General features: G+C 72.5%; 13 protein-coding genes. 6 read left to right on the top strand and 7 right to left on the bottom strand.

What is annotated here, in order from left to right; translation table 11 throughout:
- Nucleotides 1–31: 31 nt before the first annotated feature.
- From ABZ923_RS31955 to ABZ923_RS31945, 3 genes are all read left to right on the top strand, one after another.
- Nucleotides 32–898, top strand: coding sequence for an LLM class F420-dependent oxidoreductase (locus tag ABZ923_RS31955; protein WP_361478668.1), 867 nt, complete (start codon nucleotides 32–34; stop codon nucleotides 896–898).
- Between the two features lie 24 nt (nucleotides 899–922).
- A complete protein-coding gene (locus ABZ923_RS31950; RefSeq protein ID WP_361478665.1) occupies nucleotides 923–3,508 on the top strand; it encodes a bifunctional FO biosynthesis protein CofGH in 2,586 nt (861 codons plus the stop codon).
- Between the two features lie 86 nt (nucleotides 3,509–3,594).
- Nucleotides 3,595–4,167 carry a hypothetical protein gene (locus ABZ923_RS31945; RefSeq protein ID WP_361478663.1) on the top strand — a complete coding sequence of 191 codons (573 nt, stop codon included), beginning with the start codon at nucleotides 3,595–3,597 and terminating at the stop codon, nucleotides 4,165–4,167.
- Here the strand turns inward: ABZ923_RS31945 and ABZ923_RS31940 are convergent.
- Together ABZ923_RS31940 and ABZ923_RS31935 are read right to left on the bottom strand one after the other, a co-directional pair.
- A complete protein-coding gene (locus ABZ923_RS31940) occupies nucleotides 4,164–5,150 on the bottom strand; it encodes a pentapeptide repeat-containing protein (protein ID WP_361478660.1) in 987 nt (328 codons plus the stop codon). The two genes, ABZ923_RS31945 and ABZ923_RS31940, sit on opposite strands and share 4 nt — an antisense overlap.
- Entirely contained in the window at nucleotides 5,147–5,662 is a 516-nt protein-coding gene (locus ABZ923_RS31935; RefSeq protein ID WP_361478657.1) for a DUF2165 domain-containing protein, read from the bottom strand. Before ABZ923_RS31935 ends, ABZ923_RS31940 begins: the two co-directional genes overlap by 4 nt.
- A 139-nt stretch (nucleotides 5,663–5,801) precedes the next feature.
- On the opposite strand from ABZ923_RS31935, the gene ABZ923_RS31930 reads away from it, so the two are divergent.
- Nucleotides 5,802–6,917 carry an ADP-ribosylglycohydrolase family protein gene (locus ABZ923_RS31930; protein ID WP_361478654.1) on the top strand — a complete coding sequence of 372 codons (1,116 nt, stop codon included), beginning with the start codon at nucleotides 5,802–5,804 and terminating at the stop codon, nucleotides 6,915–6,917.
- Nucleotides 6,918–6,919: 2 nt separating this feature from the next.
- Here ABZ923_RS31930 and ABZ923_RS31925 read toward each other — a convergent pair whose 3' ends face one another.
- The 3 genes from ABZ923_RS31925 to ABZ923_RS31915 form a co-directional block, all read right to left on the bottom strand.
- Nucleotides 6,920–7,525, bottom strand: coding sequence for a hypothetical protein (locus ABZ923_RS31925; RefSeq protein WP_361478652.1), 606 nt, complete (start codon nucleotides 7,523–7,525; stop codon nucleotides 6,920–6,922).
- A gap of 37 nt (nucleotides 7,526–7,562) precedes the next feature.
- Nucleotides 7,563–9,134, bottom strand: a complete 1,572-nt coding sequence (locus ABZ923_RS31920; protein ID WP_361478649.1) for a sodium:solute symporter family protein — start codon at nucleotides 9,132–9,134, stop codon at nucleotides 7,563–7,565.
- Nucleotides 9,135–9,261: 127 nt separating this feature from the next.
- Nucleotides 9,262–10,050: an SDR family oxidoreductase gene (locus tag ABZ923_RS31915; protein WP_361478646.1), complete on the bottom strand. Its 789-nt coding sequence runs from the start codon at nucleotides 10,048–10,050 to the stop codon at nucleotides 9,262–9,264.
- 73 nt (nucleotides 10,051–10,123) lie between these two features.
- Between ABZ923_RS31915 and ABZ923_RS31910 the strand changes: the two genes are divergently transcribed.
- Nucleotides 10,124–10,963, top strand: a complete 840-nt coding sequence (locus ABZ923_RS31910) for a hypothetical protein (RefSeq protein WP_361478643.1) — start codon at nucleotides 10,124–10,126, stop codon at nucleotides 10,961–10,963.
- 10 nt (nucleotides 10,964–10,973) lie between these two features.
- Here the strand turns inward: ABZ923_RS31910 and ABZ923_RS31905 are convergent, their stop codons facing one another.
- Together ABZ923_RS31905 and ABZ923_RS31900 are read right to left on the bottom strand one after the other, a co-directional pair.
- A complete protein-coding gene (locus tag ABZ923_RS31905) occupies nucleotides 10,974–12,809 on the bottom strand; it encodes an MFS transporter (protein WP_361478640.1) in 1,836 nt (611 codons plus the stop codon).
- A gap of 197 nt (nucleotides 12,810–13,006) precedes the next feature.
- Nucleotides 13,007–15,700, bottom strand: coding sequence for a D-alanyl-D-alanine carboxypeptidase (locus ABZ923_RS31900; protein ID WP_361478637.1), 2,694 nt, complete (start codon nucleotides 15,698–15,700; stop codon nucleotides 13,007–13,009).
- A 564-nt stretch (nucleotides 15,701–16,264) separates the two neighbouring features.
- Between ABZ923_RS31900 and ABZ923_RS31895 the strand changes: the two genes are divergently transcribed.
- Nucleotides 16,265–17,020, top strand: coding sequence for a GPP34 family phosphoprotein (locus ABZ923_RS31895; RefSeq protein ID WP_361478634.1), 756 nt, complete (start codon nucleotides 16,265–16,267; stop codon nucleotides 17,018–17,020).
- Nucleotides 17,021–17,164: the final 144 nt, after the last annotated feature.

Genomic DNA, 17,164 nt, shown 5'->3' with positions numbered 1-17,164 from the left:
ACGGGCGACCAACCAGTCGGTACGATGCCCCATGCGTATCTCCGTCACGATCTTCCTGACCGACGAGACGATCACCCCCACCCGCCTGGCCCGCGAACTGGAACAACGCGGCTTCTCCGGCCTCTACCTCCCGGAGCACACCCACATCCCGGTGGAACGCACGACCCCCTACCCCGCAGGCGGCGACCTGCCCCCCGAGTACGGCCGCACCCTCGACCCCTTCGTCGCCCTGGCCCAGGCGGCCGCCGTGACCCAACGGCTGACGCTCGGCACCGGGATCACCCTGGTCGCCCAGCACGACCCCATCGACCTCGCCAAGCAGATCGCCACGCTGGACCACCTCTCCGGCGGCCGGTTCACCCTCGGCGTCGGCTACGGCTGGAACGTGGAGGAGGCCGCCGACCACGGCGTGACCTGGCGGACCCGGCGGGAACTGGTCCGGGACCGGATGGCCCTGATGCGCGCGCTGTGGAGCGAGGAGCCGACCGAGTACACGGGGGAGTTCGGCGGTGTCCGGGCCAGCCTCGCCCACCCCAAGCCCGTGCAGAAGCCGCGCGGCCGGGTCGTCGGCCCCCGCACGCTCGTCGGCGGGGCCGCGGGACCCGGGCTGTTCGCGCACATCGCCGAGTTCGCCGACGGCTGGCTGCCGATCGGCGGCCGCGGGCTCACCGAGGCGCTGCCCACGCTGCGCTCGGTGTGGGCGGACGCGGGCCGCGACCCGGCCGCCCTCCAGGTCGTCCCGTACGCCGTCCAGCCCACCCCCGGCAAACTCGCCCACTACGCCGAACTGGGCGTCGAGGAGGTCGTGGTGCAACTGCCGCCGGCCGGCGGGACGGAGGTGCTGCGCGCCCTCGACGCCTACGGCGCCCTGCTGCCGGGCGGTACGACGCAAGGGTGATCAACGCGAACGTATGCTCAAGGAATGACGATTTCCGCGACCTCCGGAACCGGCCCGACCGAGAACTCCATGCGTCGCGCCCTCAAACGCGCCCGGGACGGCGTCGCCCTCGACGTCACCGAGGCGGCGGTGCTCCTCCAGGCACGTGGTGAGGACCTGACCGATCTCGCCGCCTCCGCCGCCCGGGTGCGGGACGCGGGTCTGGAGGCGGCGGGCAGGCCCGGCGTCATCACGTACTCGAAGAGCGTTTTCGTCCCCCTGACCCGGCTGTGCCGGGACAAGTGCCACTACTGCACCTTCGCCACCGTGCCCGGCAAGCTGCGGCGCGCCGGGCACGGGATGTTCATGTCCCCCGACGAGGTGCTGGACATCGCCCGCAAGGGTGCCGCACTCGGCTGCAAGGAAGCCCTGATCACCCTCGGCGACAAGCCGGAGGACCGCTGGCCGGAGGCGCGCGAGTGGCTCGACGCGCACGGCTACGACGACACCATCGCCTACGTCCGCGCGATCTCCATCCGCATCCTGGAGGAGACGGGCCTGCTGCCCCACCTCAACCCGGGCGTCATGACGTGGACGGACTTCCAGCGGCTGAAGCCGGTCGCGCCCAGCATGGGCATGATGCTGGAGACGACCGCGGAGCGGCTGTGGTCGGAGCCGGGCGGCCCGCACCACGGCTCCCCGGACAAGGAACCGGCCGTACGGCTGCGGGTGCTGGAGGACGCCGGCCGCTCCTCCGTGCCGTTCACCTCCGGCCTGCTCATCGGCATCGGCGAGACGCACGAGGAGCGCGCGGAGTCGCTGTTCGCACTCCGGAAGATCGCCCGGGCCTACCACGGCATCCAGGAGCTGATCATCCAGAACTTCCGCGCCAAGCCGGACACGGCGATGCGCGGCATGCCGGACGCCGAACTGGACGACCTGGTCGCCACGGTGGCCGTCGCCCGGCACATCATGGGCCCGTCGGCCTGCCTCCAGGCCCCGCCGAACCTGGTCGACGCCGAGTACGAGCGGCTGATCGGCGCCGGCATCGACGACTGGGGCGGGGTCTCCCCGCTGACCATCGACCACGTCAACCCCGAGCGCCCCTGGCCGCAGATCGAGGAACTCACCGAGCGGTCCCGCGCGGCCGGCTTCGAACTGCGCGAACGCCTCTGCGTGTACCCGGAGTTCGTGCGCCGCGGCGAGCCCTGGCTGGACCCGCGGCTGCGCCCGCACGTGTCCGCCCTCGCCGACCCGGAGACGGGCCTCGCCCGTGCCGACGCGGTCGTGGCGGGCCTGCCCTGGCAGGAGCCGGAGGAGGTGTTCACCGCCACCGGCCGTACCGACCTGCACACCTCCATCGACACCGAGGGCCGCACGGGCGACCGGCGCGCCGACTTCGACGAGGTGTACGGCGACTGGGAGGCGCTGCGCGAGGCGGCGGCCCCCGGGATGGCCCCGGAGCGCATCGACGCCGACGTCCGCGAGGCGCTGCGCACGGCGGCCGACGACCCGACCCGGCTGACCGACGCCGAGGCCCTCGCCCTGCTGCACGCGGACGGGCCGGCGCTGGACGCGCTGTGCCGGGTCGCGGACGACGTGCGCAGGTCGGCGGTCGGCGACGACGTGACGTACATCGTCACGCGGAACATCAACTTCACCAACGTCTGCTACACCGGCTGCCGGTTCTGCGCCTTCGCGCAGCGCCGCACGGACGCCGACGCGTACACGCTGTCGCTGGAGCAGGTGGCGGACCGCGCGCAGCAGGCGTGGGACGTGGGCGCGGTCGAGGTGTGCATGCAGGGCGGCATCCACCCGGACCTGCCGGGGACGGCGTACTTCGACATCGCCAAGGCGGTGAAGGAGCGCGTCCCGGGCATGCACGTGCACGCCTTCTCCCCGATGGAGGTGGTGAACGGCGCGACCAGGACCGGGATGTCGGTCCGGGAGTGGCTGACCGCCGCCAAGGAGGCCGGCCTGGACTCCATCCCCGGTACGGCGGCGGAGATCCTGGACGACGAGGTCCGCTGGGTACTGACCAAGGGCAAGCTGCCCACGGCCACCTGGATCGAGGTGGTCACGACCGCGCACGAGCTGGGCATCCGCTCGTCGTCCACGATGATGTACGGGCATGTGGACCAGCCCCGGCACTGGCTCGGCCACCTGCGCACACTGGCCCGGATCCAGCGGGAGACGGGCGGCTTCACCGAGTTCGTGACGCTGCCGTTCATCCACACGAACGCGCCGGTGTACCTGGCCGGGATCGCCCGCCCGGGACCGACCCTGCGGGACAACCGGGCGGTCACGGCGATGGCCCGGCTGCTCCTCCACCCCTGGATCCCCAACATCCAGACGAGCTGGGTCAAACTGGGCGCCGAGGGGGCGGCGGAGATGCTCCGCTCCGGCGCGAACGACCTGGGCGGGACGCTCATGGAGGAGACGATCTCCCGCATGGCGGGCTCCTCCTACGGCTCCTACAAGTCGGTCCGCGACCTGATCGCGGTGGCGGAGGCGGCCGGCCGGCCCGCGAAGCCGCGCACCACGCTGTACGGCGCGGTCCCCGAGGAGCGGCAGCGGGCGGCCGAGGCGTCCGACGGTCACCTGCCGGAACTGCTGCCGGTCCTGGACTGAGCCGTCTCCCCGGACCGAGCCGCCTCCGCGAACTGAGTACGATGATCCGACCCCTGTGCTGAGAAGGGGGACCCGTACCGGAGGAGATGCGTCCCGTGGCTGCCCGACTGCCCTCGTGGGCCTGGGTCACCGGTCTGACGGCGGGGGCGACCGCGGTCGTCGTCGTCCTCGCCGTACAGGCGGACCACGGGCCGCAACCCACGGCCGCCGTGGCCAGGCCCGGCGCGTCGGCGTCCGCGAGCCCGCACGCGACGCTGAGCCCGCAGACGCCGTCCGTGCCCGCCCTGCCGGACCGGTCCGGCGAGGGCCGGCGGATCGTGTACTCGCTCGCCGCGAAGCGGGTCTGGCTGGTCGACGCGACCGGCAAGGCGACCCGCACGTTCCCGGTGTGGCCGGGCACGGTGAGCCCGCAGCCCGGCCGCTACTCGATCACCCTGCGCACCCAGTCCCTCAAGGGCTCGGACGGCGTGGAGATCGAGCACGTCATGTACTTCACCAAGGCGGACGGCGTGAACGTGGCCTTCTCCAACGCCCTGGACGGCGCCTCGCCCCCGCCCGCCAACGGCCAGAAGCTGGGCGGCATCCGCCTCCACAAGGAGGACGGGGCCGCGCTGTGGGCCTTCGGCGACCAGGGCACCCGGGTCGCGGTCGTCAACTAGCCGACTCCCCCGTTCGCGCGGGACTCCCGGGGTGTGGGGCTCGCGGGGACCGTCGGCAGGTCGCCTTCCGGGCGGTGTGCGCCGGTCCACTCCGTGGCGCCGTCGACCCGCACGTCCGTCAGGTAGGCCCCGGCCAGTTCCGCCGCGGCCAGGTCCGCCCCGCCGAGGCTCGCCTCCGTGAGGTCCGCGTCCCGCAGGTTCGTCTTGTAGAGAATCGCCCGGGAAAGGTCGGCATCGTGCAGGTTCGCCCCGTTCAGTGAGGCGCCGTGCAGGTCCGCCCCGGACAGCTTCGTGCCCTCCAGGTCGCCGTGCGAGAAGACCGCGCCGGCGAGGTTCGCCCCGCTCAGATCGGCGCCCTTGAGGTCGACACCGGCCAGCTGGACGCCCCTGAGGTCGACGGCCCGGTCCCCGTCGTGCCCGGGGTCGCGCTGGCCGAGCACGGAGAGCGCCGCCTGGAGGTCGGGCGCCTTGTCGGCGGAGGCCGCCTTCTTGGACGCGTGGGTGCGGATGTACTGGGACAGGTCGTAGATCACGGCCGGCTGCTGCCGCGGCGAGTCCTCCATGATGCCCTGCAGGGAGAAGATCGCCCCCCTGCGGATGTTGGCCGAGTCGTCGTCCAGCCGCTCGATCGCCTTGTCGTACCGGTCCGCGATCTGGCCCTGCTCGGAGATGGTCAGTTCCTCGGACACCTGCGTCACGGACACCCAGGTGAAGACCAGGGTGGCGACCGCCGCCAGCCCGGGAAGCATCGTCGCGACGAGCCCCGCCCGCTGCCACCAGCCGCCCGCGTCGGCCGGTGGTCCGCCCGCCGCCCGGGCCGCACCGCCGTTCCGCTCCGGCGCCCGGGACCGGTGCCCCGGACGGCGCGCGCCCAGCGGAGCCCGGGTGCGCCGCCCGGCCGCCTGCCCGGACCGGGCCCGGCGCTGCGCGATCCGCCGCAGCTGCCCGCTGCGCGCTCCCGCCCGGGGGAGGCCGCCGGTCACGAACCGTCGCCGCGCCCGTACCGGCCGGGCGGCAGCAGGTTGACGATCAGCGCGACCCCGCTCAGCAGGAACACCCGGGTGGCCGCGTCCAGCCCGTTCCAGGTCTTCGACTGCCACATCGCGAACCACTCGCCGCCGATCGCGATGAACCCGGCGCCGAAGAGCAGCAGCAGCATCAGCAGCCCGTACGTCGACCAGCGCCGGGCCAGGTCGTCCCGGCCCCGCGCCCACAGGAACGTCCCCCACACCAGCACCGCGGCCGCCACGCTCTCCCACACGATGATGAGGACGTACGCCGTGTCCTCCAGGGCCGTACTGGTCACGGCCCGCCACATCAGGTCGTCGTCCTTGAACGTCGTGTCCATCGCCAGCACATGCCGGACGAACTGCTGGTTGGTCCCGAAGTCGGTGATGTTCCCGAGCGCGACCAGGGCGATGTAGAGGGCGAGTATGCCGGTGAGCACTCCGGCGGCGAGCCTGAGCCCGGTGGGGCGTGTGGGGGTGGTGGTCATGGCTGGATTCTCCCCGATCAACATCGGCTTCTCCCACGGGCATTGAGCCAGAATCCGGCCGGGCACGACTGAACGGACCGTTCCCGGTCGATTACAGTGCTGGGCGTCGTACAGGCGGACGGTGCCGTGGGGAGGTCTGGTGGGTGTGACATCCGGTGCCGTCTGGGGCCGTGCCGAGCAGCAGGACTTCCGCAGCAGGGTGCGCGGCACCCTGCTCGGGGCGGCCGTCGGCGACGCCCTGGGCGGGCCGGCCGACCCGCTGTCCCTGGAGGAGATCCGGGCCGCGTACGGCGGTGAGGGGCTGCTCGACCTGGCCTTCGGGCACGGGCGGCGCGGCACGGTCACCCATCACACCCAGCTGACCCTGTTCACCGTGGACGGGTTGATACGGGCCCAGGTGCGCCGCGACACCGGCGCCTGGCACCCGCCGACCGATCTGCACCGGGCCTATCTGCGCTGGGCGGCCACCCAGCGGGACTGGGGCCCCGACGAGCGCCGCAAGGACGACGGCTGGCTGGCCCGCGAGGAGTGGCTGTACGCCCGCCGGGACCCGACCCGCGCGCTGCTCATCGGGTTCGGCGACGAGACCATGGGCACGCTGGAGTCCCCGAAGAACCCGGGGGAGCTGGGCCCGGAGGCGGTCGCCCGCTCGGCACCCTTCGGCCTGCTCGTCGGCTGGGAACCGCAACTGGTCGTCCAGCTGGCCGTGGAGTGCGCGGCCCAGACCCACGGCCACCCCATCGCCTACCTGTCGGCGGGCGCGTACGCCGTCATCGTGCACGCGCTGGCCCGCGGCGACAGCCTGGACGGCGCCGTGCAGCGGGCCCTCGCCCTGCTCGCGGCCCGGCCCGGCCACCAGCCCGTCTCCGACGCCCTTCAGCACGCCCTCGGTGCCGTCCGGCAGGGCATGCCCACCCCGGCCCGGGTGGAGGAGCTGGCCGGCGACGGTACGGCGGACGGGCTGCTGGCCGCGTCCGTGTACTGCGCGCTGGTCGGGGAGGACGTACGGCACGGGCTGTGCCTGGCGGTGAACCAGAGCGGCCCCTCCGCCGCCGCGGGCGCCCTCACCGGCGGCCTCCTCGGCGCCCTGCACGGCGAGACGGCCCTCCCGCCGGCCTGGCTGGCCGAACTGGAGGGCCGCCCGACGATCCTGGAGCTCGCCGACGACTTCGCCATGGAAATGACCCAGGGCCCCGCCCTGCACGGCCCGGCGGGTTCCTCCCCGGGCTGGCTGGCGAGGTACCCGCGGGCCTGACCTCAGGCCCGGACGCAGTGGTGGACGGTCATGCTGCCACTCTGCTCGGTGTGGCGGATCCGCATGCCGGCCTTCTTGTTGTACTCCACCTCGAGGCGCTCGCCGGAACCGGTGCCCGACGCGCCGGGCGGCTGCCACGGCAGGCCGAGCGACACGGAGTCACCGACCGACGCCGGGACGTTCTCGGCGCCGGCGGCCTGCAGGTCGGAGTCGGTTTCGCCCAGTTTTTCGGGCACCTGCAACGCCAGCCGGCCGTTGCTGAGCGCCCAGGTGCCCTTCGCCGACCTGCCGCCGCCCAGGTCCATGGTCCAGACGCCGTCGGCGACGGTCACGGTGTACGTGTAGGTGTCACCGCCGGGCATTTCCGAGGTGACCTTCCACGAGCCGCGCACGAAGGCCGCGAACGCCTTGCCGGTCACGCCGGGTGCCGGCGACGCGCCGCCGGAACCGCCCTCGCCCTCGGTCCTGCCGCCGGTGCCGCGCTTGCCGTCGTCGTTTCCCTTGCACGCGGCGAGCAGAGACGCTCCGACCCCGACGGCGAGGTAGCGCAGAGTGGTGCGGCGGCCCACCACCTGGGAGACCGCCCGCATCGAGTCGAGACCCATCATTCCCCCGATCAGGTCCAGTTGTTGATCAACCGGCAGCCTACAGGGCCTGCTTGGGGCTCCCCACGATGTCGTCCCCCGCGGTGGCCGCCACCGGGACGGCCGCCACCGCGTCTCCGTCCGTGTTGACCTTCTCGATGATCGCCAGTCGCTCGGGGGTATCCTCCGGCTTCAGGTAGCCGACGAGGACGTACAGCACCAGGGAGACCGCGAGCGGGATCGAGACCTGGTACTGGAGCGGGACGCCGCCGTCGACGTTCCAGTTGACGGGATAGTTGACCAGCCAGAAGGCCAGCAGGCCCGCCGCCCAGCTGGTGAGCGCCGCCGTCGGGCCGGAGCGGCGGAACGGGCGGAGCAGGCCGAGCATCATCGGGATCGCGATCGGGCCCATCAGACCGGCCACCCACTTGATGACGACGGTGATGATGTCCTTGAGGGTGGGGGAGTCGACCTGGGTCGCGACCGCCATGGACAGGCCGAGGAAGACGACCGTGGTGACGCGGGCCGCGATCAGTCCCGACCGCTCGTTCCAGCCCCGGGCCCTGGCCGACAGCACCGGCGCCACGTCCCGGGTGAACACGGCGGCGATGGCGTTCGCGTCGGAGGAGCACATGGCCATGGTGTGCGAGAAGAAACCGACGATGACCAGGCCCAGCAGGCCGTGCGGCAGGAGCTGTTCGGTCATCAGGGCGTAGGAGTCGGAGCCGTCCGGCTTCTGCGCCGTCACCAGCAGCGGGGACATCCACATCGGGAAGAACAGGACCACCGGCCAGACCAGCCAGAGGAGCGCGGACAGCCGGGCCGAGCGCTCGGCCTGGTGGGCGCTGCCGGTGGCCATGTAGCGCTGGGCCTGGTTGAGCATGCCGCCGTTGTACTCGAAGAGCTTGATGAAGAGGAACGCCAGGAGGAACACCGTGCCGTAGGGGCCGACCAGCGGCTTGCCATGGCCGTGCAGGGCCGGCTCGTCCCAGGCACCGAGGAAGCCGATGTTCTTGTCGTTCAGCTTCAGCACGACCGCCACGAACATCGCGACACCGGCGAGCAACTGGATGACGAACTGGCCGAGTTCGGTCAGCGCGTCCGCCCACAGGCCGCCGATCGTGCAGTACACGGCCGTGATCGCGCCGGTGATGAGGATGCCCTGGTTCAGCGAGATCCCGGTGAACACCGACAACAGGGTGGCGATCGCCGCCCACTTGGCGCCCACGTCCACGATCTTCAGCAACATGCCCGACCAGGCGAGCGCCTGCTGGGTGGGCAGGTTGTAACGGTTCTTCAGGTACTCCAGCGGGGAGGCCACGTGGAGCCGGGAGCGCAGCCGGTTGATGCGCGGCGCGAACAGCTTCGACCCGATGGCGATGCCGAGCGCGATGGGGAAGGACCAGGTGATGAAGGAGGTGACGCCGTAGGTGTAGGCGATGCCCGCGTACCCGGTGAACATCACGGCGCTGTAGCCCGACATGTGGTGCGAGATGCCGGAGAGCCACCAGGGCATCTTGCCGCCGGCCGTGAAGAAGTCGGAGACGTTGTCCACGCGCTTGTGCGACCAGACGCCGATCGCGACCATCACACCGAAGTAGCCGATGAGCACGGCCCAGTCGAGACTGTTCATGTGCCCGATCGTGGGTGCGAGCACATGAACACGACAAGCAAGGGTAAGGTCAAGTCAAAGCAAAATTGTTCGGCTAAGTGATTCTCGTTCACTCATATGAACACTCCGGACGGCTGTTCCGCCCCCGTCAACGCATCAGCTCACCCGCGTTGACCAGCAGCGACTGCCCGGTGATGGCGCGGGCCCGGTCCGAGGCGAGGAACACCGCCGCGTCCGCCACGTCCCCGTCGGTGGCCGGCTCCGGCAGCGCCATCCGCTCGGTCAGGCGCGCCAGCACCTCGTCCTCCGGCACCCCCTCCGTGTGCGCGGTGAAGCGGACGTACGCCTGCACCGGCGGCCCCCACATCCAGCCCGGCAGCACGGAGTTGACCCGGATCCGGTCCGGGCCCAGCTCCCGCGCCAGCGAGTACATCGCACTGGTCAGCGCCCCCTTCGAGGCGGCGTACGCGGCCTGCCTCACCTGCGAGGGCGCGGCCACGGCCGACTGCGTCCCGATGAACACCACCGACCCGCCCCCGCGCGCCCGCAGTCCCGGCAGGCAGGCCCGGGTCATCCGCAGCGTCCCCAGCAGGTTCACGTCGACGACCGACCGCCAGGTCGTGAAGTCCGCGTCCTCCAGCCCGCCGAAGTACGAGTCCCAGGCGGCCACGTGCACCACGGCGTCGATCCCGCCGAACCGCTCCCGCGCCAGTCCCGCCAGCGCCTCGCACTGCCCCTCGTCGGTGATGTCGGTCGCCCGGTACGCCGTGCGCGTGCCGTCCGGATCGATCTTGGCCGCGCTCCCGGCCAGGTTCGCCTCGGTGCGCGCCCCGAGCACCGCGTTCCCGCCGTCCCGTACGACGGCCGCCGCGACCTGGTGGCCGAGTCCGGCCCCGACACCCGAGACGACGACGGTCTTGCCCGCGAGCAGGGACATGGCCCCTCCTTCGGTATGGCGCTTCATCTGACGGGGCGTCAGAGTATGGGCGACCGCAGGAAAGGGGAACCGCATGAGCGACGACACCCGCAGCGAGCGGTACGCCGAACTGGCCGCCGTCGGCCCGTACGGCGTCCGCCCCGGCCACGCCCTGATCACCCTGGTCGAGCCGCACCCCGGCCACGAGTACGCCTACAACCGCTGGTACGAGGACGACCACTACTACGCCGGCGCGATGGCCATGCCCTGGATGTACGCGGGCCGCCGCTGGGTGGCGACCCGGGAGCTGCAGCTCCTGCGCTACCCGGAGAAGTCGGCGGTCGCCCGGCCGGTCACCGCCGGCTGCTACCTGTCCACCTACTGGATCACCGCCGGCCGCTACGACGACCACATGAAGTGGACGGTCGCCATCAACAAGCGCCTCAACCGGGACGCCCGCGTCTACCACGACCGCACCCACGTCCTCACCGCCTTCCAGGACCACGAGACGACGGTGTACCGGGACGGCGCCGCCGGGCCCCGGGACGTCCACGCCCTCGACCACCCCTACGCCGGCCTGGTGCTGGAGGTCGTCGACACCGACTCGCCCGGACAGCGCGCCGAACTGCTCCGGTGGCTGCGCGACCGCCACCTGCCGCGCCGCCTCGCCGGCTCCCCGGCCGCCCTCGTCACCGTGTTCCGGCCGACCCCGCTGCCGGGCGACCGCATGACCTACGTCAAGCAGGTCGAGGGCGTGGACACCCGGCTGACCCTGCTGTGGTTCCTGGAACGGGATCCGCGGGAGTGCTGGGAGGAGCACTTCCGCGGCCTGGACGAACAGGTGGCCGGGTCCGGCCTGGGCCGGGTGGAACTGGCGGCCCCGTTCGTCCCGACGGTGCCGGGCACGGACCGCTACGTGGCCGAGCTGCGCTGAGCGCGGTCCCTCAGCCCAGCTCGTCGGGGCACGGAGTACCGCGCGGCAGCTGGTACGGCGCGGCCAGCCGGTACGTCCCGGCCTTCGGCGCCAGCAGCACCGTCCAGCGGTCCCCGTCCGCGTCCTCCGCCGTCTGCGTCAGGCACCCGTCGACGTTCCGGTACGTCTTCGGCGTACCGGACGACGGCTGGGGCGGCTTCACCTTGTTGCCGTGCTCGTCGACGACGCTCAGCCAGGGCGAGTACGGGATCCGGATCAGGATCCGTCCCGCCTTGCGCACCCGCAGGATCATCTCGCCCTGCTCGGCCCGGTCCACCACCGCGTTCGGCTCGGCCATCGGCGCCGGATCGGTCACCTTGAACAGCTGCCAGTTGGCGTCGCCCCAGACCTGCTTCAGATACGGCATGCCGCGCTGCAGCAGCGCCCGCTCGCGCTCGCCGCCGTCCCCGTCCGGGTCGTCCTTGGGCAGCACCACGTAGTGCACGGCCCACCGCTGGAGCCACTCGTGGTAGTTCGCCGAGTTGAGGGTGTCGTCGTAGAAGAGCGGATTGCGCTCCATGTCGGCCTGCCGGTTCCAGCCGCGGGCCAGGTTGAAGTCCGGCGCCAGCGCCGAGGCCTCCCGGTGGGAGCGGGCCGGGACCACCTCGACCCTGCCCTTCTCCGCGCCCTGCTTCTGGAGCTGGTTGATCAGCGGCGCCAGCTCACGCGCCCAGGACGCGGCCGGGGTGGTGTGGATGATGTCGTCCACCGACTTGAAGCCGATCCAGCCGGCGAAGCCGAGCAGGGCCAGCACGGTCACGTACCACTTGCGGGTCTTCGGCACCGTGTACGGCAGGACCGCGACCAGCGTCGCACCCGCGAACATCATCGGCAGCCGCGAGATGTTGGATCCGATCTGCGAGCTGATCAGCCACACCAGGACGACGGCGAGGCTGTAGACGGCGGCCGTCAGCCGGACCGTCAGCCACTCCTTCGGCACCAGGAACAGGCAGAACAGCCCGTACAGCAGCGGCATGACCACCGAGCCGAAACCCATCGGCTGGGTGCCGGAGAACGGGAACAGCCAGGCCGACACCGCGACCACCGCCGTCGGCGCCAGGCCCAGCGCCCAGGCGCCCGGCCGCCGCTTCTGCAGGAACAGCGCGACCGCCACCAGGCCCACGAAGAGCCCCGCGACCGGCGAGGCCATCGTGGCGAGCGCGGCCAGCGGGGCGGCGGTCAGGGCCTTCGCCCAGCGTTTGTACCGCCACCGGTACGGCCAGCAGAACACCGCCGCGGTCGCGCCGAGCGCGAACATCGTGCCGAGTCCGAAGGTCACCCGGCCGGAGATGGCGTTGGCGAGGAACGCGGCGACCCCGCCGAGCGAGGCCCACAGCGGGTTCTTCACCGCCCGGCTGCGGATCAGGACCAGCGTCAGCAGGCCCGCCGACACCGTCCCGGCGATCATCATCGTCGTACGGACACCGAGGACCGACATCAGGTACGGCGACACCACGCTGTACGACACCGGGTGCATGCCCCCGTACCAGGCGAGGTTGTACGCCGAGTCCGGGTGCCGGCCGACGAACTCCGCCCACGCGTCCTGCGCCGCCAGATCGCCGCCGCTGTTCGCGAACGTGAAGAACCAGATGATGTGCAGTACGCCGGCGAGCACCGTGACCGACAGCACGGGATGCCGGAGCATCCGCTGCCGGAGGGGTTCGAGCGCGGCGAGCAGACGCGCGCGTGCGCCGGGGCGTGCCTCCGGGGCACGGCTGTCCGCGTCAGCCGCGGACAGGCGTATTCGCGAGCCCGCTCCCGGGTCCGGATCTGCGTTGTCGGCGCGTGTCGGCTCCGCTGTGGCCACCTGAAGGCACTCCCCGTGTCCCGTCTTCTCTTCTCGGCCGCGTCCCCCGGTGGTCCGGCCGCTTCCCGTCCGGTACGCGGCCCTGTCACGGAACCGGCGACCTGCCCCGATTCGCGACGCTAGCACGCACCCCGCCCCGGGGCCCCCGGGTGGGGGCTCCCCGGGGCGGGGCGCGCGGCGGGCCGGAGGCGGGGCGGTCAGCCCAGCCGGGTGAGCTTGGCGCCGAAACCGGGCTCCGCCAGATCCTTCTGCAGGGCCACCGGAACCTTCACCGCACCGGACGTACCGTCACCCACGGTGAGCGTGCCGACCCGGGTGCCGGCCTTCGCGGTGTGCGGCACGGTTCCCGGGGCGAAGGACAGCCGCACCTTCATGCCGGCCCAGCCGGCCGCCGTGACGTCCTGCGTGACCACGATCGGGGTGTGGCCGCCGAGCCGGTCGTCCACATAGCCGACCACGTCGCCCTTCTTCAGGATCTTCGACGAGGTCAGCGCGTCCTGGGCGGCGAGCAGCGCCGTCTTGCTGACCGCGTTGACCGTCTCCAGGATCTTCGGCTTGTGCTGGCCGAGGATCGCGCCGACCAGGGTGACCGTCCGGCCCCCGACCTGCTTGCGCGAGGCGAAGAGCAGGTTGCCGCCGGCCGCGGTGGTGCTGCCGGTCTTGATGCCGATCGCGCCGATGCGGTACGGCAGCTCGTTGTAGTTCGGCCAGAAGTGGCCGGAGGGGTCCGTCCAGCTGGCCGCGCTGCTGATCGAGACCAGGGCCGGCACCTTCACGAACGCGCGGCCCAGCTTCACCTGGTCCTCGGCCGTGGAGACGGTGCTCTCCTTCAGGCCCGAGGGGTCGGTGTACGTGGTGTGCGTCATCCCCAGTTCCCGGGCGGTGGCGTTCATCTCCTTCACGAACGCCGCCTCCGAGCCCGCGTCCCAGCGCGCGAGCAGCCGGGCGATGTTGTTGGCGGAGGGGATCAGGACGGCGGACAGGGCCTGCTTCTCGGTGAGGTAGCTGCCGGCCTTGACGGTGTTGAGGGTGGACTCGCCCGCCTTGTCGTAGCCGCCCTCCTTTTCCGCCTTGGCGTCCACCTTGATCTTCGGGCCCTCCTGGCCCGGCTTCAGCGGGTGGTGCTTGAGGATGATGTACGCGGTCATGGTCTTGGCGACCGAGCCGATCGCGACCGGGGTCTGCTTGCCGAAGTGGCCCATCGTGCCGATGCCGTCCGCGTCGATCCAGCCCTGGCCCTCGCCGGGCCACGGCAGGGTCGTACGGCTGCCGTCGAACGTGTAGGTCTCCTCGCCGGTGAGCGCGAGGGTGGGGGACGGCAGGGGGCGCACGGCCTGGACGACCGCGAGGACGACCGCCAGGAGCAGGACCAGGGGGGTCCAGATCTTGACCCTCCGCACCAGCGTGCGGACCGGGGTCTCCGGGGGCGGCGGCGTGTTCGTCAGCTCCGCCAGCAGGTCCAGCGGGGGCTTGGGCGGCAGCGGCTGCTGCGTGGTGCGCTCGGGGCCGACCTGGGGGACGGGGGTGGTGACGTCCGGGGCCGGCTGGGGGGTAGTAGCAGGCTTGGGCGCGGTCGGCTTGGGGGCGGCCGGCTTGGGGGCGGCCGGCTGCCGCAGGTCGTCGCGCAGCGCGACGAACTTGCTGGTGCGTTCGGCGTCGGACTCGGGCGCCTTCGGCTTGCCGCCGAGCTTCAGCATGGTCGTCGGCTGGTCGACCTCGGTCTTTTTGGGCCGGGGTGCCTTGAACACGGTGGTCGGCTGGTCGACGGGCGGCTCGGCCGTCTCCGCCGCGTCGGCCTCCGGCCCGGGCGCGTCACCCTCCGCCTCGGCTTCGCCGTCGGCGTCCGTGTTCCCACCCGCACCACCCGTGCGGCTTTCGTCGTCGTCCGCGGGTGGCCCCTGTGGGGCGTCCCCGCCATCGGCGTCCTCGGGCCCGTCCCCGTCCACGGTCTCGGCTACGCCTTCGCCACCGACACCCTCGGCACCGGCGACGTCCTCGGTACCGGCACCGGCCTTGCCGCCCGCGACAGCCTCGGCGTCCGCGTCGGCCTTGCCGCCCGCAACGGCCTTGCTGTCCGCACGCTTGGCGTCCGCGTCCGCATCGGCCCCGGCGGTGGCCTCACCGGCCGCGACAGCCTCGAGGGCAGCCTTGGCCCCGGCGACGTCCTCGGTACCGGCACTGGCCTTGTCGCCCGCGACAGCCTTGGCGTCCGCGTCCGCATCGGCCCCGGCTCCGGCGGTGGCCTTACCGGCCGCGACAGCCTCGGCGTCAGCCTCGGTCCCAGCGTTGGCCTTCTTGCCCGCGGGAGTCTTGCCGCGAGCGGTGCCGGCCTTGCTGTCCGCGTCGGCCTCGGCGTCAGCCTTGGTCCCGGCGTCGGCCTTCTTGCCCGCGGGAGTCCTGCCGCCGGCGGTGGCGGCCTTGCTGCCCGCCCCGGATCCGGCGGTGGCCTTACCGGCTGCGACGTCCTCGTCGCCCGCGACAGCCTCGGCGTCAGCCTTGGCCCCAGCGCCGGCCTTGCTGTCCGCGTCGGACTTGGCCCCGGCACGGGCCTTGCCCTCCGCGACACCCTTGGCCCCAGCGCGGGCCGTGTCGCCCGCATCCCCGGCGCCCGATTCCGCCCTGGCGTCCGCCTTGCCCTCGGCGTTCCCGTCGGCAGCCGGGTCCGCGTCCGCGTCGGCGCTTTCTTCCGCCTTCGCGTCAGGCGCCCCCTCAGACTCCGCCTTCGCGTCGGGCGCCCCCTCAGACTCGGCGTTCGCGTCAGGCGCCCCCTCAGACCCGGCCTTCGAGCCCTCGGTCTTTGCTTTCGCGTCAGACGGCGTCTCCGCCTCGGCCTTCGTCGGTGAGGGGATCTTCGCCTCGGTCCGGGCGTCGGACGACCCCTCTGCCTCCACCCCGGCGGCAGACGAGTCTTCCGTGTCCGGTCCCGCGGCGGAGGAATCCTTCGCCTTCGCCTCCGAGGGAACGGCCCTCCCGCGCCCCGCCTCAGACGACCCCTCAGGGTCGGTCTCCGGGGCGGGGGACTTTGCAGTCGTGTCGGAGTGGGGGGCACGTACCCAGGAGGACACCGCCTCGTCCAGGGCGGTGTCGGGTCGTACCGTCAGGATCTTCGTCGCCGTGTCCCCGCCCCCGCCCGAGGAATCCTTTTCGCGGGACACGGCCAGACGCGGATCGCGCGCCTCGGGAACCGAATCCGCGCTCCCCGACGTCGGTTCCGCCGACGACTCGCGCTGCTTGGACCTGTCGGGGGACTCGCCCGCCACCGATGCCTCCTCATGCGCCGCGCGCTCACCCGCGCGCCCTGTCCGAACCATGTACCAGTGTCCTGTGTGAGGGCTTGGCCCCTGCGGTAGACGAGAACGACATACCTGCCGGTTCCCTTACGAACCGGTCACGCACCCTCGACAGACCAATGTGAGAGGGGTCACCCTGTCATTCATCCACGCGGGGAGGCATGGATGGGCAGGAGCCGCAGAACACTTCCGGAGGAGCTTCTGCTGCTGGCACTGGACCCGGCCACGGGTACCACTGCACAGCCGCAGTCGCTCGACCTCGGTCTGGCCGGTGCACAGCTAGTGGAGCTGGCGCTGGCCGGACGGATAGCCCCAGACGGGGATCGTATCGCCGTGGTGGTACCACGGCCGACAGGAGATCCGACTCTGGACTGCGCGTTGGAGTTGCTGCGAAGGCGTGGCGCTCCCGTGCGTGCCGTCCACTGGATCGGCGGGCCCCGACTCGGGCTGCGCCAGACCTACCTCTCGCATCTGGAGCGGTGCGGCATGGTCGCCGCCGTACCGGGCCAGATGTGTGGGGTGTTGCCGACGACTCGCTACCAGGCGACGGACAACGACATCAGCCGGGAGATCCGTGCCCGGCTGGACTCCGCGATCCGCACCGGCGTACCGCCGGACCCGCGGACCGCGGCGCTCGCCGCCCTGGCGCACGCCGTCGGACTCGGCAAGCACCTGTACCCGGGGAACGAGGGACGCTCGTCCCGGTCCCGGCTGCGGGACCTGATCCGGCACGACCCCATGGGCGGGCTGGTCGCCCACGCCGTGATGGACGTGCAGAACGGTGCGGCCGCCCAGCCGCGCCGGGGCCCGGCCTCGGGCGGCCGTGCGGCCGGGCCCGGCGTCAGGCCCGCGCCGGAACCCGCACGCGGGGTTCCGATGCAGCCGCACCGCGGGTCCATGGCACGCGCCGTGGCCCACTGAGCCGCCGTCCCGGTCCCCACAGACCCGGTTCGGGAGCCGCTGGTCCGAGCGGGGGGGGGGGGGGCCCCGGCCGGGGCGGGGCCCCGCCCCGGCCCCCCCCCACCCGCATCGCGGGGCGCACCGGCACCGGGCCGACCGCCTCGC

Source organism: Streptomyces sp. NPDC046881, from assembly GCF_040645015.1.
Lineage (GTDB): Bacteria > Actinomycetota > Actinomycetes > Streptomycetales > Streptomycetaceae > Streptomyces.
The sequence above is the reverse complement of the archived record's forward strand: the minus strand, read 5'-3'. Positions and strand labels throughout refer to the sequence as shown.

Coding starts and splice junctions, on each gene's coding strand:
- ABZ923_RS31955 (WP_361478668.1), top strand. CDS start 32: ATGCGTATCTCCGTCACGATCTTCCTGACCGACGAGACGATCACCCCC.
- ABZ923_RS31950 (WP_361478665.1), top strand. CDS start 923: ATGACGATTTCCGCGACCTCCGGAACCGGCCCGACCGAGAACTCCATG.
- ABZ923_RS31945 (WP_361478663.1), top strand. CDS start 3,595: ATGCGTCCCGTGGCTGCCCGACTGCCCTCGTGGGCCTGGGTCACCGGT.
- ABZ923_RS31935 (WP_361478657.1), bottom strand. CDS start 5,662: ATGACCACCACCCCCACACGCCCCACCGGGCTCAGGCTCGCCGCCGGA.
- ABZ923_RS31925 (WP_361478652.1), bottom strand. CDS start 7,525: ATGATGGGTCTCGACTCGATGCGGGCGGTCTCCCAGGTGGTGGGCCGC.
- ABZ923_RS31920 (WP_361478649.1), bottom strand. CDS start 9,134: ATGAACAGTCTCGACTGGGCCGTGCTCATCGGCTACTTCGGTGTGATG.
- ABZ923_RS31915 (WP_361478646.1), bottom strand. CDS start 10,050: ATGTCCCTGCTCGCGGGCAAGACCGTCGTCGTCTCGGGTGTCGGGGCC.
- ABZ923_RS31910 (WP_361478643.1), top strand. CDS start 10,124: ATGAGCGACGACACCCGCAGCGAGCGGTACGCCGAACTGGCCGCCGTC.
- ABZ923_RS31895 (WP_361478634.1), top strand. CDS start 16,265: ATGGGCAGGAGCCGCAGAACACTTCCGGAGGAGCTTCTGCTGCTGGCA.